At 71.7% G+C, this 19,420-nt stretch carries 12 protein-coding genes, 1 tRNA gene and 1 pseudogene; 5 read left to right on the plus strand and 9 right to left on the minus strand.

Annotated elements, in window-relative coordinates:
* Together BCD48_RS52910 and BCD48_RS56505 are read left to right on the plus strand one after the other, a co-directional pair.
* The coding region (locus BCD48_RS52910; RefSeq protein ID WP_206745007.1) for a hypothetical protein at positions 1-259 on the plus strand (259 nt) is incomplete at its 5' end.
* A gap of 42 nt (positions 260-301) precedes the next feature.
* Positions 302-1,315, plus strand: a pseudogene (locus BCD48_RS56505) (recombinase family protein); the annotation flags it as partial.
* Between the two features lie 42 nt (positions 1,316-1,357).
* Here BCD48_RS56505 and BCD48_RS53395 read toward each other — a convergent pair.
* The 5 genes from BCD48_RS53395 to nadD all read right to left on the minus strand — a co-directional run bounded on the left by BCD48_RS53395 (position 1,358) and on the right by nadD (position 4,293).
* Complete coding sequence (locus BCD48_RS53395) at positions 1,358-1,906, minus strand: hypothetical protein (RefSeq protein ID WP_071048356.1); 549 nt, start codon at positions 1,904-1,906, stop codon at positions 1,358-1,360.
* A 118-nt stretch (positions 1,907-2,024) separates the two neighbouring features.
* Positions 2,025-2,101: transfer RNA gene (locus tag BCD48_RS11550), tRNA-Ala, on the minus strand.
* Between the two features lie 90 nt (positions 2,102-2,191).
* Positions 2,192-2,920, minus strand: a complete 729-nt coding sequence (locus BCD48_RS11555; protein WP_071048357.1) for a histidine phosphatase family protein — start codon at positions 2,918-2,920, stop codon at positions 2,192-2,194.
* Positions 2,917-3,363, minus strand: a complete 447-nt coding sequence (gene rsfS / locus BCD48_RS11560) for a ribosome silencing factor (protein WP_071048358.1) — start codon at positions 3,361-3,363, stop codon at positions 2,917-2,919. Before rsfS ends, BCD48_RS11555 begins: the two co-directional genes overlap by 4 nt.
* A 279-nt stretch (positions 3,364-3,642) precedes the next feature.
* On the minus strand, positions 3,643-4,293 hold the full coding sequence (gene nadD / locus BCD48_RS11565) for a nicotinate-nucleotide adenylyltransferase (protein WP_071048359.1): 651 nt from the start codon (positions 4,291-4,293) through the stop codon (positions 3,643-3,645).
* A 1,062-nt stretch (positions 4,294-5,355) separates the two neighbouring features.
* On the opposite strand from nadD, the gene pgm reads away from it, so the two are divergent.
* Entirely contained in the window at positions 5,356-7,032 is a 1,677-nt protein-coding gene (gene pgm / locus BCD48_RS11570; RefSeq protein ID WP_071048375.1) for a phosphoglucomutase (alpha-D-glucose-1,6-bisphosphate-dependent), read from the plus strand.
* Between the two features lie 34 nt (positions 7,033-7,066).
* On the plus strand, positions 7,067-8,644 hold the full coding sequence (locus BCD48_RS11575; RefSeq protein ID WP_131803931.1) for a hypothetical protein: 1,578 nt from the start codon (positions 7,067-7,069) through the stop codon (positions 8,642-8,644).
* Between the two features lie 70 nt (positions 8,645-8,714).
* Here BCD48_RS11575 and BCD48_RS11580 read toward each other — a convergent pair whose 3' ends face one another.
* The 4 genes from BCD48_RS11580 to BCD48_RS11595 form a co-directional block, all read right to left on the minus strand.
* A complete protein-coding gene (locus BCD48_RS11580; protein WP_071048361.1) occupies positions 8,715-10,109 on the minus strand; it encodes an extracellular solute-binding protein in 1,395 nt (464 codons plus the stop codon).
* Positions 10,106-14,275: an nSTAND1 domain-containing NTPase gene (locus BCD48_RS11585; protein WP_071048362.1), complete on the minus strand. Its 4,170-nt coding sequence runs from the start codon at positions 14,273-14,275 to the stop codon at positions 10,106-10,108. Before BCD48_RS11585 ends, BCD48_RS11580 begins: the two co-directional genes overlap by 4 nt.
* A 196-nt stretch (positions 14,276-14,471) precedes the next feature.
* A complete protein-coding gene (locus tag BCD48_RS51180; protein ID WP_241841657.1) occupies positions 14,472-14,984 on the minus strand; it encodes a hypothetical protein in 513 nt (170 codons plus the stop codon).
* Between the two features lie 57 nt (positions 14,985-15,041).
* Entirely contained in the window at positions 15,042-16,487 is a 1,446-nt protein-coding gene (locus tag BCD48_RS11595; RefSeq protein WP_071048364.1) for a DUF4349 domain-containing protein, read from the minus strand.
* Between the two features lie 298 nt (positions 16,488-16,785).
* Here BCD48_RS11595 and BCD48_RS11600 point away from each other — a divergent pair, with 298 nt between their 5' ends.
* The gene (locus BCD48_RS11600) at positions 16,786-19,371 is read left to right on the plus strand and encodes a DUF4062 domain-containing protein (protein ID WP_071048365.1); all 2,586 of its coding nucleotides are present in this window, start codon (positions 16,786-16,788) and stop codon (positions 19,369-19,371) included.
* Positions 19,372-19,420: the final 49 nt, after the last annotated feature.

The raw sequence follows: 19,420 nt of genomic DNA on the forward strand, positions 1-19,420 counted from the left end.
ACCCTGCGCCTCGTCCGCCGTTCCGCCACCGGGACGGCGGACATTCCCCCCTGACGACTGGCACGCCCAGCTACCCCGGTTCCACGCCGAGATCACCCGCACGCTCAACCCACCGCGGCGCCACCGCACCTGCCCCCGCGTCGTCAAACGCCCCCGCCACAACAGCTACCGCGTCAAGAAACGCGACGAACCCGCCTCAATCCGCCATCCAGGCCCGCCAACGATCCGGCTCCACCCGCTCGCCCCACGCGCAGCATGACCACATCCCGGAAAGATCAAACTACGCTTCACGGCATTGCTCATGGACGCCCAGTCGCTCGGCGGCCGCAAGCTGGCCGTGAGTTACCTGCGGGTGTCCACCAACGCCCAGGCTGGCACGGACTACAGCGACGAGGGGTTCAGCCTGCCCGCGCAGCGCGAGGCCAACCAGCGGACTGCTGAGCGGCTTGGCGCCCTCATCGTGGCCGAGTTCATGGACCGCGGCGAGTCAGCCAAGACCGCCGACCGCCCCGACCTGCAAACCATGCTGCGCTTCGTGCGCGACACCGGCTCCATCAGCTACGTCATCGTGCACAAGGTCGACCGGCTGGCCCGCTCCCGTGAGGACGATGTGTCCATCACGCTGGCCATCCGCAAGGCCGGCGCCCAGCTAGTGTCCGCCACCGAGAACATCGACGAGACGCCCTCGGGCAAGCTGCTGCACGGGATCATGGCCACCATCGCCGAGTTCTACTCCCAGAACCTGGCCATGGAAGCCAAGAAGGGCATGCGGCAGAAGGCCAAATCCGGCGGCACGTCAGGCCTGGCGCCCCTCGGCTACCGCAACATCCGCGTGCACGAGAGCGGCAAGGAGATCCGCACTGTCGCGGTCGACGAAGACCGGGCGCCGCACATCGTCTGGATGTTCGAGGCCTACGCCAGCGGCGAGTTCGCGATGACCCAGCTGGCCACGGCCTTGGAGTATCGGGGCCTGCGACTGCCAGCTACGGCCAAGCGCCCGGGCCGGGCCGTGCGCGTGCAGCAGATCGACAAGATGCTCGCCAACCGCTACTACGTGGGCGAAGTCCGCTTCGAGGGCATCTGGTACCCCGGGCGCCATCCCGCGCTCATCACGCCCGCCCTCTTCGAGCAGGTGCAGACGGTTCGCCGAGGCCGGAAGGTGTCCGGCGAAAAGGTCCAGGCCCACCCGAACTACCTCAAAGGTGCCGTCTACTGCGGCACCTGCCGCATTCGCCTCGGGATCACCAATGCCACGAACCGCTGGGGCACAGTCTACCCGTACTTCTTCTGCATCGGCCGGGCCAAGCGCCGGGCGCCCTGCGACCAGCCAGCCATCCTGATCGACGACCTGGAAGCCCTAGTCGCCGACTGGTGGCGCCGGGTCCAGCTCACGGACGAGCGCATCGCGGCCATCCGTGCTCAGGTGCTCGCCGAGCTGGAGCGCTACCAGGCCGACAGCCAGGCCGAAGCTACCCGGCAGCAGAAACGCATCGACGACCTCCAGCGCGAACAGCTCAAGCTGCTGCAAGCCCACTACGCCGACGCGCTCCCCCTCGACCTCCTGAAGATCGAGCAGGAGCGGATCAGCCGCGAGCTGGCTGGCGCCACCGCGATCGTGGAGCGCTGCGCCACGCAGGCTGCCACGGTGCTGGCTGTGGTGGAGGAGGTCCTGCTGCTCTGTGCCAACGCCCACCAGCTGTACCTGGCCGCGCCACCGGAAGTACGGCGTGCTCTCAACCAGGCTGTGTTCACCCGCTTCTGGGTGGTACGGGACCGGGTTGAAGGTGCTGACCTCCAGGAGCCCTTCGCTCAGCTGCTGGCACCAGCGCCAAGCGTCACCTTTGGCCCAAGGGTCGACGAGGCCATCGCGGGCAGCGACGGAGACGAGTGCCTTCTGAGAGGCCACAGCGGACCCGCCGGTGAGCGCGCCTATTGGCATCCGGTTGAACGCCCATACGGGCGGCTTCCCCGAGAAAGCAGAAACCCTCACCACTCGCGTGATAGGGGTTCGAACATGCTTACTTTGGTGGAGCTGAGGGGATTCGAACCCCTGACCCTCACACTGCCAGTGTGATGCGCTACCAGACTGCGCCACAGCCCCATATTTCGATTTCCCTTTGCCGCTTCCCAAACACTACTACATGGTTCGCGGTTCCGGTTTGGTGCCTGTCTGTACCTCTTGCCCGGCCCGTCAAGCCGGTGGTCGAGAGTGTACAGGATCCGTGTCCGGGGCCACCGAGGCGTCCTCATCGGGCATCAGCGCCTGACTTGGGAGGACGGTCCCCACGGTCACGTTCAACGGGCCGGTGCCGACCTTATCAGGTCGAACGAGGCCGACATTGTGCTCCACCAGCCGGAACCGTCCGTGTTCGTGCCGCAGCAGCGACCAGCGGCAGTTGCGCAGCGGGCCGAAGTGCCACCAGGTCCGCGGCGGCAGGCCGAGCAGGTGCCCGATGAGCGACCGGGCCGTCCCGCCGTGCAGGACGAACACGACGAGGCTGTCAGGCCCGGCCGGCGGCCCGGCCGCGAGGATCTCGTCGAACAGCGCGCCGGCCCGGGCCGCGACCTCGACATAGGTCTCGCCGCCGCCCCGGCGGATGTCCTCACCGCGCCGCCAGGCGGCGTCCTCCTCCGGGAACAGCCGGCTCGCCTCGGCTGACGTCAGGCCCGACCAGGCGCCGAGGTCGATCTCGCGGAGCCGCGCGTCCGAGCGGTACGGCAGGCCGAACGCGGCCGCGGTCGCGCGGCACCGCATCAGATCGGACGACACGACCAGATCGGGACCCATCGCCCGGATCACCGGCCCCACGGCCGCCGCCTGGGCGCGCCCGACCGCGTCCAGCGGCGGGTCGGCCTGGCCCTGGAAGCGCCCGTTGTCGTTCCATTCCGTCCGGCCGTGCCGCAGAAGCAGCAGCCTCACCAGGAGCCGGCCGGGCGGTTCGCGTCGGACGCCGCCGGAACGGCCGAGGCGCCGGCGCCGGCACCGACCGTGGCCCTCGCCTTGTCCTTGTCCTCGAAGTCGACGCGCGGGCAGTCCTTCCACAGCCGCTCGAGGTCGTAGAACTCGCGCTCCTCGGCTCGCTGGATGTGCACGACTATCTCGGAGAAGTCCAGCAGTACCCAGCGGCCCTCGCGCTCGCCCTCGCGGCGCAGCGGCTTGACCCCGACGAGCCGCAGCTTCTCCTCCACCTCGTCGAGGACGGCCTTGACCTGCCGCTCGTTGTCGGCGGACGCGAGCACGAAGCAGTCCGTGAGGGCCAGCCGGTCGCTGACGTCGAGGATGACGAGGTCCTTCGCCAGCTTGTCGGCGGCGGCCTGGGCGGCGGTCAGAGCGAGCTCGACGGCCCGGGTGGAAGCGGTCACGCTGCGGGTTCTCCAAGGTGGTGAGCGGGCGGGTCCGGTCGGCTGGAGTCACGGCGGTCAGCCGGCCCGGGACGCCGGAGGTTGCCGGCCAAGTTACGGTAGCCGCGCGGCACACGAGGTCACGGCGGTTTTCGCGTTGTTTGTCCAGCCGGTGACGGGCGTCACCACGAACAACAGACCAGGACAAGCTGACATTCCAGGCCCGGTCGGGCCACTGAAGCCGAATTCAACCTCACGTTCCGACCCCGCGCATCCGGCCGTCCAGCGATCCGGCCGGCATCAGCTGGCGGCGTGAGGCGCGGGGACGGTCCCGTCCCGGTGGGGGCGGTAGAGGCCGCGCTTGACGATGTAGCGGACGACGGCGTCCGGGGTCAGGTACCAGATCGGGGCGCCGCGGGCGACACGGTCGCGGATGTCGGACGACGAGATCGCCAGCGCAGGCACCTCCAGCAGGCTGACGGAGTTCGCCGGCAGGCTCGCGTCGAAGGCGAGGTGGTAGCCGGGCCTGGTCACGCCGACAAAGTGCGCGAGCAGGAACAGTTCGTGTACATCGCGCCAGGTGAGAATCTGCGCGAGAGCGTCCGCGCCGGTAATGAAGAACAGTTCGGCGTCCGGGTACACCGCACGCAGGTCGCGCAGGGTGTCGATCGTGTACGTCAGGCCGCCGCGGTCGACGTCGATCCTGCTGACTGTGAACTGCGGGTTCCCGGCGGTCGCGAGGAACGTCATGAGATAACGGTCCTCGGCCGCGGACACCTCCCGATGGGCCTTCTGCCAGGGCTGGCCGCTGGGGACGAAGATCACCCCGTCGAGCGCGAACAACGCGGCGACCTCGCTCGCCGCGACCAGGTGCCCGTTGTGCACCGGGTCGAACGTCCCGCCCATCACGCCCAGCCGCCTGGCCGAGGACGCGGCCACGCTGGGCGTCATCCGACGCTCCGGAGCCGGCTGGTCGGGAGAGGCACCCAAGCGGTCTCCGCGGCTTGCCCCTCGCCCTCGGCTCCCGAAGGCCTTCCGACATCCCATGGGCTTGCACCGTGATGCTGCGGCACAGGCACGATGTTGTGCCGGCAACCCGTCTGAGCAACCCAACCACCGATGGTGACAGCGCTTCGGCGCAGTACCAACGCAACTTGTGACCGACCCCGGACCAGACCGACCACCGCCCTATCACCTCACCCCAGAACAGCACGGGAGGGCGCCCAAGCACCCGACACGAGCGATGGCGACAGCGCCTTGGCGCAAAACCAACGCAACCCGTGACCGACCCCGAACCAGACCGACCACGGCCCTATCACCTCCACCCCAGAACAGCGCGGGAGGGCGCCCTAGGCGCCCGACACGAGCGATGGCGACAGCGCCTTGGCGCAAAACCAACGCAACCCGTGACCGACCCCGAACCAGATCAACCACGGCCCTATCACCTCCACCCCAGAACAGCGCGGGAGGGCGCCCTAGGCGCCCGACACGAGGCGGCCGCGTCCAGCGCGCCGCCTCGGCACTGCCGGACAGTAGCGCCACGCCCGAAGGTCGTGCCTTCCTTGGACCACGTTCGCCAGTCGGAGTGACCGGCGCCATACCCGTCAACACGCTCCCGCATCGGGAGCGGACGCCTGCCGGGCCGCGAACCGGCCGGGGCCGGGTCACCGGTTAGTAACCACGTGGACTCCCAAGAGACCCACCAGGACCGGTCCTGGCAGCTAGGCTCGGGGGCGCCCACGGAGGTACTTGTCACAAAGGCTGGCACCGATGGGGCACCTGACCTGGCGGGACAGGACGGACCCGCGAGGTCCGCTCCACGCTGGTGACGAGGAGGCCGACGATGTCGGTACCCAGTTCGCGTCCTACCGGAGGCCATACGACCAGGCCCGGTCCGGCGCGCCCCGGCGGGCCCAGCCGCCCGGTGTCGGCCGCGCGGCCCGACCCGGCTCCGCCGCGCCCGGCGCCCGGCTCCGGTCCCGGCCGCCCGCTCGCGCACCGGCGAAGCCGGCCGTGGCGGTGAGCCCCGGCGTCAGCCCGTTCGCGGGCAAGCCGGCGGACGTCAACGAGCTCGTCGACGTCGATGCTCTGCTGGCCGCCTACCACGACGTCCACCCCGACGCGGCCGACCCCGCCCAGAGGGTGTCCTTCGGGACGTCGGGGCACCGCGGCACGTCGACGAACGGGTCGTTCAACGCCGACCACATCCTGGCGACCACCCAGGCGATCTGTGAGTACCGGGCGGCGGCCGGCATCGACGGGCCGCTGTTCGTCGGGGCCGACACGCATGCCCTGTCCGCCCCGGCGCTGGCGAGCGCGCTGGAGGTGCTCGCGGCCCACGGCGTCGACATCCGGATCGCCCCGGACGGCGAGGCCACGCCGACGCCGGTGATCTCGCACGCGATCCTCACCCACAACCGCTCGGGCCGGCCGGGCCTGGCCGACGGCATCGTCGTCACCCCGTCGCACAACCCGCCGACGGACGGCGGCTTCAAGTACAACCCGCCGCACGGCGGCCCCGCGGACACCGAGGTCACCACCGCGATCCAGAACCGGGCGAACGCGCTGCTGGCCGCGGGCCTGGCCGGGATGAGCCGGCTGCCGTACGAGAAGGCGCGGGCCACGGCGACCGTGCAGGACTATGTGACCGCCTATGTCGACGACCTGGTCGGCGTCGTCGACCTGGACGCGATCCGGGGCGCCGGGGTGCGCGTCGGCGTCGACCCGCTGGGCGGGGCGAGCCTGGTCTACTGGCAGGCGATCGCCGAGCGCTACCAGCTGGACCTGACGGTGGTCAACGACAGGATCGACCCGACGTTCGGCTTCATGACCCGTGACTGGGACGGCAAGATCCGGATGGATCCGTCGTCCCCGTACGCGATGGCCTCGCTGCTGCGCCTCACCGGGGCGACCCCGGCGGACAACCGGTTGGGCTTCGACATCGCGGTCGCCAACGACGCGGACGCCGACCGACACGGCATCGTCACCCCTGGCGCCGGCCTGCTGAACCCGAACCATTACCTCGCGGTCGCGATCTCCTACCTGTTCGCGCACCGCACCGACTGGGCCCCGGCGGCGGCGGTCGGCAAGACGCTGGTCAGCTCGAGCCTGATCGACCGGGTGGCGGCGGGGCTCGGCCGGGATCTCGTCGAGGTGCCGGTCGGGTTCAAGTGGTTCGTACCGGGGCTGACGGACGGAAGCCTCGGCTTCGGCGGTGAGGAGAGCGCTGGCGCGTCGTTCCTGCGGGCCGACGGCACGGTCTGGACGACCGACAAGGACGGGCTCATCCTCTGCCTGCTGGCCGCCGAGATGACCGCGGTCACCGGCCGCGACCCGGGCGCGCTCTACGAGGAGCTGACCGCGAGGTACGGCGCACCCGCCTACCGCCGGGTCGACGCACCCGCCACGGTGGCGCAGAAGGACGTCCTGAAGAAGCTCACCCCCCGCGCGCTCGGCGCGGCGACGCTCGGCGGCCAGCCGGTCGTCGCGACCCTCACGCACGCGCCGGGCAACGAGGCCTCGATCGGCGGCATCAAGGTCGTCGCCGACGACGCCTGGTTCGCCGCCCGCCCGTCCGGCACCGAGGACGTCTACAAGATCTACGCCGAGAGCTTCCGCGGCCCCGCCCACCTGGACTCCGTCCTCGCCGAGGCCCAGACCATGGTCGACGCCGCGCTCGCCCGCGGCTGACGGCGGCTCACCGCGGCAGGCACAGGGAGACAAGGTGGGCGGCCGCATTCTCCCTGACTTGGTCGAGCAGGCACTCGGCAGTCATCGCCGTCGGGCGATACGGGCGACCTCAAGGCTTGGCCAGCAGCTCGATCAGGGCCGCAATGTCGACGCGCTCACGGCTCTTCTCCAGGTCGTGGCGGCGGGCGGGCCAGCGTCGACCGAGGCCTACCGGAAACTGGACACGGCGTGCGCGGATCCGGCCTTCCTGGACCGCCTGGCCCGCCACTGGGTGACCAGTCGCCGCATCCCCGACGATCATTCCGTCACCATTCTCCGGCTTTTGCTCGGCCCGGCGCAGCTGACCATGCACACGCCTTCCATACGGCTGATCAAATGTCTGGACTCCTGGGGTGGTGTAGATCGTGGGCGGGCGGACGGCCTGGTGTTCGGTGGCCGACGCGCCCCGCTGTGGGTGAAGGAGAACGTCGCGAGGAAGGTATGCCGCCATTCCTGGTGGTCGCCACCCGTCGATGCCTCCGTTCTCGAGGATCTCCAGGCCGCGCTCAGCGCGACCGACCATCCCGATCTGCTGACGGCCATGGCCCGTGAGTGGGCGGACAGCCAGGAGGCCACGGGTCTGGCCGACGCGATCCTGGCCAACCCGCACATTCCAGCGGAACCACGCGACGACATCATTCTTGCCGTCCTGCGCGATCGGATGGATCTGGTCGACCGGAGCCGGGCGCAGACGGTCGACATGCTGCTGGACCTGACGGCGAACCGAAACAGGGAACTCGCTGCCAGATGCTCGGCGATGCTTCGTGGGCTTGCCCCGGGCGCGGCACGTGATCGGCTGTGTCACCTGGCCCTCCGGCGAGGCGATGCCCGGCGCATTGTCGACGAACAGGGCTGGTACCCGGACGCGGAGCGGGACCGACTGGTCTTCTTCCTGCTGACGGGCGGGCTGGACCGTGTCATCGAGATGGACCCCGGTGGTCAGCGGCTCCTGGCCGCGTACCACAGTCTCCCCTTCGAGATGCGAACGATGATCGGAGACAGGATCGCCTACCTGCTTCTCTCCGCGGATGGGGACCGTTTCGCCGAGGTGGATCCGGACGGCGAGCTGTTTCTAACCGCCCGCAGCACCTTCCGCTTCGCGAAGCGCCCAACCCTCGACCGGATCGTGGCCCTGTTCCTCGCCGGCGAGCTGACTCGGGTCACCAGGGTCGATCCCGGCGGGGAGCTTCTTCGCGCCGCGTACGTCGGTGCCGATACCGGCCAGCGGAGGAGGATCAGAGAAGCGGTCCGCGATCTCATCCGGCAGACCGGCGAGTACTCCTCGACCGACGGGGGCGACCGGGCCGCGGTCGACCGGCTGCGAGCAGATGTCGCCCGGCGGTTCATCCAGGATTCCGCCGCGCCGCGTCCCAGGCGCCCGTCCGCGCGCGACGACGATCGAGAGATGCCGAACGACGCCTGGTTCGACTCCTGGGTCTCCAACGACCCGGACTTCGGCGACCCGGACCTCGATGGTGGATTCGGCCACCATGACCGTCCGGACCAGCACGGTGGCTCGGGCCACCACGACGGCTCGGACTTCGGCGACCTCGACCGTGGCGGTCCGGACTGACGGGCCGTCGACGCCGCTCTCGCCCACGGCCGGCCCGCTCTCGCCGATGGCCGGCCGTGGAAGCGAGTTCTCAGCCGCGCAGGGACAGGGTGATGTCGCGGTGGGCCCTGGCGAGAGCGTCAGCGGGGGTGGCCTGACCGCGCAGGGCGAGGTTGATGTTGGTGTAGACGGCGCGGCTGATCTCGGGGTAACGCGGAGTGCCGGCTGGCCGGGCGACCGACCGAACGCCACGGGTCACCGAGATCATCGGGCTTTCGTTGACCAGCGACAGGTCCTCGAGCACGGACCGGTTCGCGGGCATCTGGCTATACCTGGACAGCGTCCGTTGCGCCGGCACGCTGGTCATCCAGTCGACGAACGTGCGAACCGCGGCAAGCCGGTGGGTATGCGGGTTGACGAACATGCTCCAGCCTCCGATCGCCGAGAATCCAGGGGCCCGCTGGCCCGCGAACGCGGGTAGCTGGGTCGCGCGGTACTTCTCCGGTTCGGTGTCGAGCGCCGTGTCGGCGGTGTTCCACCCCCGCATGAAGGCGGCCTCGCCATCGTTGAACAGACTGGTGGCCAGCGGTTCCCGCAGCGTGGTCAGATCTGGGTGGGTGAGGCCCTGCTCCACGAGTCCGCACATGAAGCGCAGCGCCCGGGCGCAGGGCGGCGAGTCGATCGTCGAACGGGTGACTCCCGGGTCGACGGTGCTCCCGCCGGCGCTGGCGGCGAACTCGGTCCAAACACAGGTCAGCCCCTCGTAGGCGTCACCCTGCCAGGCGATGCGGTACTCGGCGTGGGCGACGTCGCGCAGCATCCTCGCCGTCTCGGCGAGCTCCTCCCAGGTGGTGGGCGGCGGGCGGCCGACCTGGCCGAGCAGGTCCGGCCGGTAGTAGAGCACCCCGCGGTTGGCAAAGTAGGGCACCGCGTAGATACGCCCCCGGTACCTGGACGCGGCGAGCGCGGCCGGGTCGAACCGGTCCCAGAAGGCCGGCTCGAACTCGTCGTCGAGCGGCATCGCCAGCTGGTCCACGGCGAACTCGGCGGGCCAGATCACATCGCCGAGGTAGACGTCCGGCTCTCCCGTGCCCGACCGCACCAGTTCGATCAGCGCCTGCCGCTTCGCGTCGGTGCTGAACGGCACCAGCCGCAGCTCGACGGTGATCTCCGGATGCGCCTTCTGGAAGGCGCTGATGAGCACCTGTCGCGAGTCGACCAGGTTCTGGTCGTTCGAGCTGGCCGCCCAGCGCACCCGACGGGAGTCCGGGTCGCCGATCGCGCCGCCGTCGTCCCGGAACGCCCGGGACAGCGCCACCCCGCCCGCGACGCCGATCACGACGGTCGCGGCGGCGGCTCGCAGTACGGTCCGCCGGCTGGGCCACCCCCGCCCGCCGCCGGCGCTGGGGTCCGCATCGTCGGGACGAGCCTGGGCGGCGCCGTGGTCGTCCGGCGCCGGGCTGTTGTTGGGTTCGGGTTCGCTCATCGACAGGTCTGCCGATAGTCATCGCTCGGCATGTACTGGGACCATTCCTGCTCGGTCAGTGCCGGCCTGGCCTTACAGATCTCGTCGACGACTCGCTGCGCATCGATCCACCAGGTCATCAGGTTTCCGTCGTGGTCGGTGGTGATCAGGGAGGAGCCGTCGGCACTGAACGCGACCGCGCTGGCCTCCCGGCCGGACAGCACCGCATACAGCTCGCCGGTGCCGGCGTTCCAGATTCGGACCGATCCGTCGACGCTCGCGCCCGCGACCAGGGCGGCGTCAGGACTGAAGGCGACGGACACGACGGCCTGGTCGGTGCCGGTCAGCGTCCGCACTCCGCGCTGCTGGTAAGGCCCGTCCCGGGAGGGCCGGTCGACCGTCCACAGCCAGACCGTCCCGTCATCCGACCCACTGGCCACCAGGCCGCCGTCGGCGCTGATCGCCAACGACTTCATCGGACCCGGCCCGCGCAGGTCGACCCGATCCTGGTCGGCGCCGGCGAGGTTCCACAGCGTCACCCACCCGTCGTCGCTGGCGCTGACCACGCCGCGTCCGTCAGGCATGAAGCGCACCGCGTTGACGGGATTCTCGTGCCGGTAGATCGGCTCGCCCAGCTGTCCGGTGACCGCGTCTCCGAGATGCACCGTGTTGTCCGTGGCGCCGATGACAACGCGTCCGCCCTCCGGCGCGATATCCACCGCGTTGACGACGAAGTTCACCTCGTCGGCACCGCCGCGCGACGAGTCGTCGGTCAGCACTGTCGGCCGCATCGGGTCGCGTGGGTCGAAGACGGTGACCGCGTCACCCTGCGATGCCACCAGACGAGATCCGTCCTTGCTGAGGGCCATCGCGTGGGCGGCCCAGGGGCCCTCCGCGGTGAGGACGGGGAGGGTGTCGCCGGGCGGTCCGATCGAGGTCAGGTAGGCGGGTGGGTCGAGGTCCCACAACCTGATGGTGCGGTCCGTTCCCGCGGTCGCGACCAGTTGGGATCGTGCCGCCAGCGGGGATCCGGGCCCGGCGGCGGAGCCCGCCACTGAGCCCTCCGCCGCGGCCAGGGCCGACACCGCGACCGAACCGACGGCCGGCGCCCGGTCCCGCGGCGCCGGCCGGGAGACATGCCACAGCCCGGTCGTCCGGTCGGCGCCCGCACCGATCAACGTTCGCCCGTCCGGGCTGAAGGCCAGGCACAGCACGGCCTCGGTCGGCCCGGACAGGGTGGTGAGGCTGGTCTGGGTTCCGACGTCCCAGAGCCGGACCGACCCCTCGTCGCCACCGCTGGCGAGCACGTCGCCGTCCGGGGAGAAGGCGACCGTGTCCACCGGCCCGGTGTGTCCGATGAACGTCGCGACCGCCGCCGGCCGGGCTGGGTCGGACACCCGCCACAGCCGCACCGTCTTGTCATCGCTGCCGACCGCCAACAGGTCCTCCGACGGGGAGAACGCCACGTCGCGGGCCGTGCCAGCCCGTCCGGGCAGCGTCCCGAGCCGCCCTCCCCCGGACCCGCCGGCCGGACCGAAGGCCGACGTCGTTCCCGCCGGTCTCGGAGTCGTCAGCGCCGTGGGATCCCAGAGGGACACGGTGTCATCGGCGCCCGCGGCCGCCAGCGCGGCGCCGTCCCGGCTGAACGCCACGGTGTCCACGGGCCCGGGACCGACCCGGACGACCGCCCGCTGCGTGAGCGTCGGCGTCTCGAGCAGATAGAGGTTCCCGTCCGCGGAGGCCACCGCCAGCAGGCCGCCGCGGGGATCGAACGCCACCTTGTTGACCGCCTCGCCGGATCCGGGACGCCGGTGCACCACGGTTCGGCGCTCGACGTCCCACAGGCTGACCGTGCCGTCCTGCTCCCCCGTGGCGAGCAGCCGGCCGTCCGGGCTGAAGGCCACGGTGTAGACCGGCGTGTCATGGCTCAGCGTCGTCACCGGCGGCCGCCGGGTCGACGTCGTGTCCCACACCCGTACCCCACCGGTGTGGTCGGCGGTGGCCAGCAGGTGCCGGTCGGACGGGGCGAAGGCGAGCGCGTGCACCGGGGCGGCGGACCGGGCGAACGTATCGGCGTAGTAGGTCCCCTGCACGCTGAGCAGGTTGCCGCGGGCCTGCACGGTGGGCGCCATCCGGTAGGCCTCGATGCTGAGCAGCAACGCGACGCGCGGGTCGCTCTGGCGGAGCGTGACCGCTTCCTGGATCAGTCCACGGCTGACCGCGAGCCGTCGCTCACGCATCGCCGACTGGCTCGTCACGGAGGCGACCGCGGCCCCGATCAGTGCCATCACCAGCAACGAGGCCAGGATGGCGATCGCCTGCGCGCGCAGCTGGCGGTCGCGCCGGACGCTCGCCCGGAGGAACTCGACCGCGTCCGCGCTCAGGTCGGTGGTCGCCGCCGCGGACTGGCTGGTGCGACGGGCCCGTCGGCCGGGCCACCGCGCCAGACCCGACGGCGAGCGCATCCGCGGTCCGAGCCCTCCGGGCCGGGCTCCCGGCCGGTCAGGACTCGCCGCGGCGGCCGGGCCGGCCCCGGGGCCGGCGGTGAGGAAGGCACGCAGCTGAGGACGGGTCCACAGCAGCGACCTGGGCCGCCCGGCCTCCCGCCACCGCGTCGCATCACGCTCGATCTCGCGGCGCTGGCGCAGCCCGTCCGCCTCGGATCTGATCCGCTCCGCCAGCGGCGGCCAGGTGGTCACGAACGCCTCGTGCGCGATGCTGAGCTCGATCCGGTCACCTATCACGTCCGTCGTGACCAGCCGGTGAGCGACGAATGGCTCGAGATGCGCCCGCTGGGTCGGGGTGAGGCTGGCCCGATCCACGCGTTCCCGGACCATCAGGCCGCCGCTGTCGAGCGTGACCAGCCGCAGCAGGGTGGTCAGCACCTGGGCCTTGGTGACGCCCGCTGGCTGCGCGGCTCGCGCCAACGCCCGGTCCGCCTGGTGGATGATGGCGTCGCGCACTCCCCCCAGCCGGTGGTACGCGTCCGTGGTGATCTCGCCACCCCGGTCCAGATCCGTGGCCAGTTTCCACAGGATGAAGGCCAGCAGGGGCAGGGCCGTTCCGGTCTCGGTGTCGGAGATCATCTCGGCCAGCAGGCGATTGTCGATCTTGATGCCGGCCTCGCGCGCCGGCCCCTCGATCACCGTCCGCAGCGCGTCGCGGGACAGCGGGTCCAGCGAACGCATGGTCACCGGCAGGTCGCGCAGCGCCGGATCCGACCGCAGCAGTCCGACGTACTCGGACCGGAACGCGCCGACGATCTGCAGGCGCGACCCCAGGGAGCCGGCGACCAGCGCACCGAACCGGGCCCGCCCCTGCTCCGAGGTGCTGACCAGCAGCTCCTCGAACTGGTCGATCGAGATCAGCAGATGGTCACAGGACGGTCTCGCTCGCAGCACCTCGTCGACGAGGTCGAGGAACGACCGTTGGTCGTTCAGGCGTGCTCGCACGTCCTCGCGCCGCCAGCCCAGCCCCAGCACGTCCGACGCCGCGGCGAAGGCGTTCGCCAGCGCACCGACCGGGTCGACACCCGGGGTGAACGCCGGCAGCGCACGCCACCCCTGCCGATCGAGCACCGCCGGCCGGACGCCGGCTTTGAGCAGGGACGACTTTCCGACCCCCGACGGTCCCGAGATGAGCACTATCCGGCCGTCGCCGGCAACCGACGCGGTGAGCAGGCTGAGGACGTGCTGGGTGTCGTCGTCCCGGCCGAAGAAGACCGCCCTGCGGTCGTCCGCGAACGCCTCCAGTCCCGGATACGGATTGCGGCCCGCGGCCCAGCCGCGGCCGCTGCCCAAATCGACCCGGACCAGTTCGTCGACCACAGCCTCGACCGCCCCGTCCGGGTCGGCGACATAGTCGAGATAGTGCAGCGAGCCCAGCAGCGGAAGTTCGACGCCCTTTTCGACCTGTAACGGCAGCACGACCGCGCCACGGGATCGGGCGACGGCCACCTCCGCCAGGCACCAGTTCGACGCCACGGACGAAGAGGTGATCACGGCAACAAGTGCGTCCGCCGCCCGCAGCTCGCGGTAGAGCCGCTTTTCCCATTCCTCGCCGATCCGTATTCCCCGGTCGTGCGCGGTGTCGAGGAAGACGTCATGGCCGGCGGCGACAATCTTTTTGCGAAGCAACTGCCCAACGACGGCGTCCCCGCGTGCGTAGCTAATGAAAACCCTCGCCATCGGGCTCCTCCACACCGGGTCGCGGTATCCCGCGGGCGAGACCATATCGTCCCGCCGACGAGACCGTCTCGCTACCCTCCTGACCTACCCGGACCGGGCATAAGTGTCAGTAGGCCGAGCGTAGGTATCGGCTGGGACGTGCGCCAGAGAGTCTCGGTTCCCAGCGTCGCCGCCGCGCGGTCCGGCGGCGACGCCCTCAGGCCGGCATCCGGAGATAGCCGACCAGGACGCGCTTGAGGTCGGTGGCCGCGTCGCCACGGTCCGCCGGCGGGGCGGCGAGAATACCCGGCATGAGCGCACGCGCGACATGGATGCAGACGTCGGCGGTTCGCCTCCGTTTGACGGGCGTCAGGGCGGGGGCGATCGCGGCGACGACCTCCTCGGCCCGGTCGCACATGCCCTCGTGCAGCGGCGCGACGACGGTGGCCAGGTCCGGCGAGATTTCGGCTCCCGCCAGCAGGGCCTTGGCGCCCGGGCTCCGAGATGGAACGCGACCAGCGCTTCCACCAGCTGGTCGATCATCTCCGAGGTCTCGACGGGACCCGGAACGACGGCGAGCGCGACCATCTACCTGCACGGACGCACCAGGGCCCGCCGCGCCCGCGGCGACAGCGCCACGGCCGCCCGAACCAGCGCAGCCGCCCCCCACCTCCCGTGGGGACCGCGAAGCCGACCCGCGGTGACGACGTGACGCGTCGGCTCCTCGCATGCCGCTGGCTTCGGGCGGCCGGACAGTCCGACCCGAAGCCAGCGGCACGGCGTCGGCTCAGCTGGTGGAGCCGGTGGTCGTGTCCGCGGACGCCGCCCCCGCCTCGGCGGCGGGCGGCGAGCCAGTGCCGGCGTCGCCGCTGCCGGAGGAGCCGGTGGGGCGGGGCGCACCACGGCGGCGCAGGGCGCGGGGCAGGCGGTACAGGAGGTAGAGGACGGCGACGACGAGAATGATCAGCGCGATCACGCCGAGGGCCGAGATGATGTTCTCCAGGCCGGCGACGAAGTCATGCCAGGCGGCGCGCAGCGCGTGCAGGAAGCCGTTCTCCCCCTTCGGCTCGCCGCTCTGGGCGCCCTTCTCGGCGAGGTTGATCGTCAGGGTGGCCAGGTCGCTCTGGTCCGCGAGCACCTTGCGCTGGCCCTCGAGCTGCTCGATCTGGGTCTGCACCCCGTCGATCTGCTGCTGCACCTGGAGGATCTCGCCGACGGTCGTCGCCTTGCCCAGCAGCGTCAGATAGGTGGTCCGCGACGTGCCCAGCGCACTCAGGCGGGCCTCGAGGTCGACGTACTCGGCGGTGACGTCCTTGGAGCTCATGGTCGACGTGAGGACGGTGCCGGCGCCGCCGACGGCGTCCTGCAGCTTGGTGAACGAGCCGGCAGGCACCCGCAGGGTGATGGTCGCGCTCTGCCGGTCGTCGTCGGTCGCCGTCGCGGAGCCGCTGACCTGGCTGTCCGCGAGGTAACCGCCCAACCCGGTGGCCACGTTGGCGATCTTGCGAATCGCCGGCTCGACGGTGCCGGCGGGAACCTCGACGCTCATCGACCCGGTCCACACGATCCGCGGCTCGGCCCCGGCCGGCCGGGCGGCGCCGGAAGCGCCGCCGGGCGTCGGGGCCGGGTCCACGGGCCCGACGACAGACGTTGCGGCGGGGGGTGCGGCGCGTTCGGCGATACCGGAGCCGGCGGAGCCGGCGGAGCCGGCGGCGCTGTCGGAGCCCACGGCGCTGTCGGCGACCCCGTTCCCCGCGGCGACGTCGGGCTTGATGGCGGCGGGAGCCGGCAGGCTGTAGCTCGACGTGCTGCCACCACCATCGCCCGCCGTACCCAACCCAACGATGATCATTATCGCGATAGCCAGGATCACCCCGCCGACGACGGCGCCGCGCCGGGTGACCCTCAGCTGGCGCCCACCTCCGAGCGGGATCCGCGTTCCCCCGGTGTCGTCCTGATGCCTGGCCGCGAGCGCGGCGCGGGCCGCGAGCCACCCGGCCCGCAGTGCCCCGTCACCGGGCCGCGCGGCCGGCGGAGCCGACGACGGCGGCCGTACTCCGCCCGGTGCGGCGGCACTGGCGGCGCTCGCAGCCGGTCTGGCGGCGGCCAGAGTCCCGCCGGGCCTCGGTGTCGGCGCCTCCCTCGCTAGCGTCGCCGTGGCACCCGCCGCCGTGCCCGCGCTCCCGCCGGGCTCCGGCTCTACCCGGTCGTCCAGCCCCTCGTCCGACGCCATGGCCGCCCTCCGATCCGTGCCTCGCGGCACCTCGAAGGCATTGGACGCGCCCCGCCCGCGATCGGTTTCACCGCGCGTCGCCCTTCGCGGGCGTCGGATCCCGGACAACCGCGTCCCTGGCTCTGGCCGCCCGGCTCGTAGCCCCTGCCCACGTCGTCATACGACCGGCGAAGCCTGTGACGCTGAAAATGGCCACGGACGGCGAAGCCACCGGTCGCGACCGGCGGCCCGCGATACCGTCCCGCATGTGGGGGAACTGGGACGGCCTTGGCGGGTCTTTCTGAGCCATACCGGGGACATGCGCGGCTGGCCGGCGGCGCGGTCCTGGGTCGAGGCCGCCGAGGACGCCGTGAAACGGCTGCGGCACGCGCCCGTCGACATGCGGTACTTCGCCGCCGACGACCGGCCACCGGCCGACCTGTGCGTCTCGCTGGTCACCGACTGCGATCTTTACGTCGGCATCATCGGCACCCGTTACGGCTCGCCGGTACGCGACGACCCGGCACGGTCCTACACCGAGCTGGAGTTCGACACCGCGAGCGAGCTGCGCAAGCGGCGGCTGGTGTTCCTGATCGACGAGACCGCGGCGACGGCGGCGGTGGCGGCCGGCGACGCCGGCGCGGCGGCGGCGTCACCGGCCAACGATCCCTGGGCGGCACGCCAGGCCACCTTCCGGCAGCGAGTGCTCGACAGCGGGCTGACGGCGAACTTCGTGGCCACCCCTGAGGCGCTGGAGACCGGGATCGTCCACGCCGTCGCGCAGCTGATGCTCGCCGACGCCCAGCGCGCCGCCCCGGCGGCGGCATCCGCCCCGGCGGTGCCCGCGCCGGCCCGGGTGCCGCGCCAGCTCCCACCAGAGGCCGCCGCGTTCGTCGATCGGGTTCACCATTTCCAGCGGCTCTCCGCGCTGCTCGCCGCTCCCGACGAGCGCCGCGCCTTCATCGGCGTCGTCAGCGGGCCCGCGGGGGTCGGCAAGACCAGCTTCGCCGTACACGTCGCGCACGGTGTGCGCGGCCGGTTCCCGGACGGCCAGCTCTACGTCGACCTGCGCGGCTACAGCCCACAGCCGCCGCTGCCCCCGGAGGAGGCCCTCGACGGGTTCGTCCGGGCGCTGGGCGCGGACCCGGCACAGGTGCCGGCCGACGTCGGCGGGCTCGGCGAGTTGTACCGGTCGCTGCTCGATGGGCGGCACGTGCTGGTGATCCTCGACAACGCGTTGTCGGCCGAACAGGTCCGGCCGTTGCTCCCGCCGCCGGGAAGCGCCGTGATCGTGACCAGCCGAGGGCCGTTGTCCGGTCTGGTGGTGCAGGACGGCGCCATGCGGCTGGCCCTGGAGCCCCTGGAACCGCTCCACGCGGAGGCTCTGCTGCGGGCGCTCACCACCGCCGGTCTGGGGCCGGGCGAGCCGGAGCCCGCGGCGAAGGATGACGTGGACCCGGTGGCCCGCCTCGCGCGCCAGTGCGGCTACCTGCCGCTCGCGCTGCGGATCGCCGCCGAGCAGGCGGCGCTGTCCGGGCTGAGCCTCGCCGAACTCGTCGACGAGCTGGCCAGCGAGCACGGCCGGCTGGACGCGCTGACCGGCGTCGACGACGACCCGAACTCCGAGGTGCGCACCGTCTTCTCCTGGTCGTACCGCAACCTGTCCGAGCCACTGCGTCGTGCCTTCCGGCTGCTGGCGCTGCATCCTGGCGGGGAGCTTCCCACCGCTGCCGCGGCGGCGGTGCTCGGCGTCCCGATCGGCGCCGCCGGACGCGCGCTGGACAGCCTGGTCGCGTTCAATGTGCTCGAACGGCCCGGCCGGGGTCGCTACCGTTTCCATGATCTGGTCCGCGAGTACGCCGCCGAACGGCTCATCGCGGACGAACCCGCGGACGAACGCGGGAACGCGCTCGACCGGGAGCTCGACTGGTATCTGCACGCCGCCGACGCCGCGGACCGGATACTCGCTCCGCTGCGCCGGCATGTGGAACCTGGCGACGCGCTCGAGGGCGTACCAACGGTCGCGTTCGCCGGTCACGACGCGGCGCTCGCCTGGTGCGACGCCGAGCGGCACAACCTCGCCGCGATGACCGAGCTGGCCGCGGCCACGGGCCGTCCGATGGCCGCCTGGAAGCTTGCGCTCGCCCCCGTCACGTTCTTCAAGCTGCGTCACCACCACGCCGACTGGCTCGCCGCGAGCGAGGTCGCCGTCGCCGCGACGCGGGCAGCCGGCGACCCGTCGGCTGAGGCGTGGGCGCTGACGAACGTCGGCGGCGCCTGCCTCCAGCTCGGCCACCTCGACCGCGCCTGGGACGTCTACCAGGAGTCGCTGACCGGCGCGCGGCGGACCGGTGACCGCGTCGGCGAGGCGATGACACTGGCGAACCTCGGCGAGCTCGCCCAGGCACTCGCTCGCTTCGACCAGGCGCTGGACTACGGCGGGCAGGCCCGGAATCTGTGGCGGGCGCTCGGTGACCGGCGCCGGGACGAGGCGTTTGCTCTGCAGGACGCGATCGCTCCGGCCTATCGCGCGCGGGGACAGTTCGACCAGGCGCTGCGTGCCTATGGCGAGGCGTATGAGCTGTGCCGGGGGACCGACCTGCAGGGCGAAGGCCTCATCCTTCGCGACCTCGGCCGTACCCGTCAGCTGATGGGCGATCCGGCCGGGGCGTCGGCGGACTACGAACACGCGCTCACGGTGCACCGGACCAGCGGGGACCGGGTCGGCGAGGCGACCACGCTGCGAGCACTGGCCACGGCTCGCGCCGCGCTGGACGACCAGGTGGGGGCGCAGAGCGCGTTGTTGCAGGCGCTGGCGATCCTCATCGAGCAGGACCGCGCGGAGGCGGCCGACGAGGTCCGCGCCGCGCTGCGTGCCATGGGCTTGGATCCCGGCACGGCCTGACCGCGGGCCGGGCCGTGCAGGTTCGGCCCGCAACGGTCGGGCCAGCGCG

Source organism: Pseudofrankia coriaricola (assembly GCF_001854805.1).
GTDB lineage: Bacteria > Actinomycetota > Actinomycetes > Frankiales > Frankiaceae > Pseudofrankia.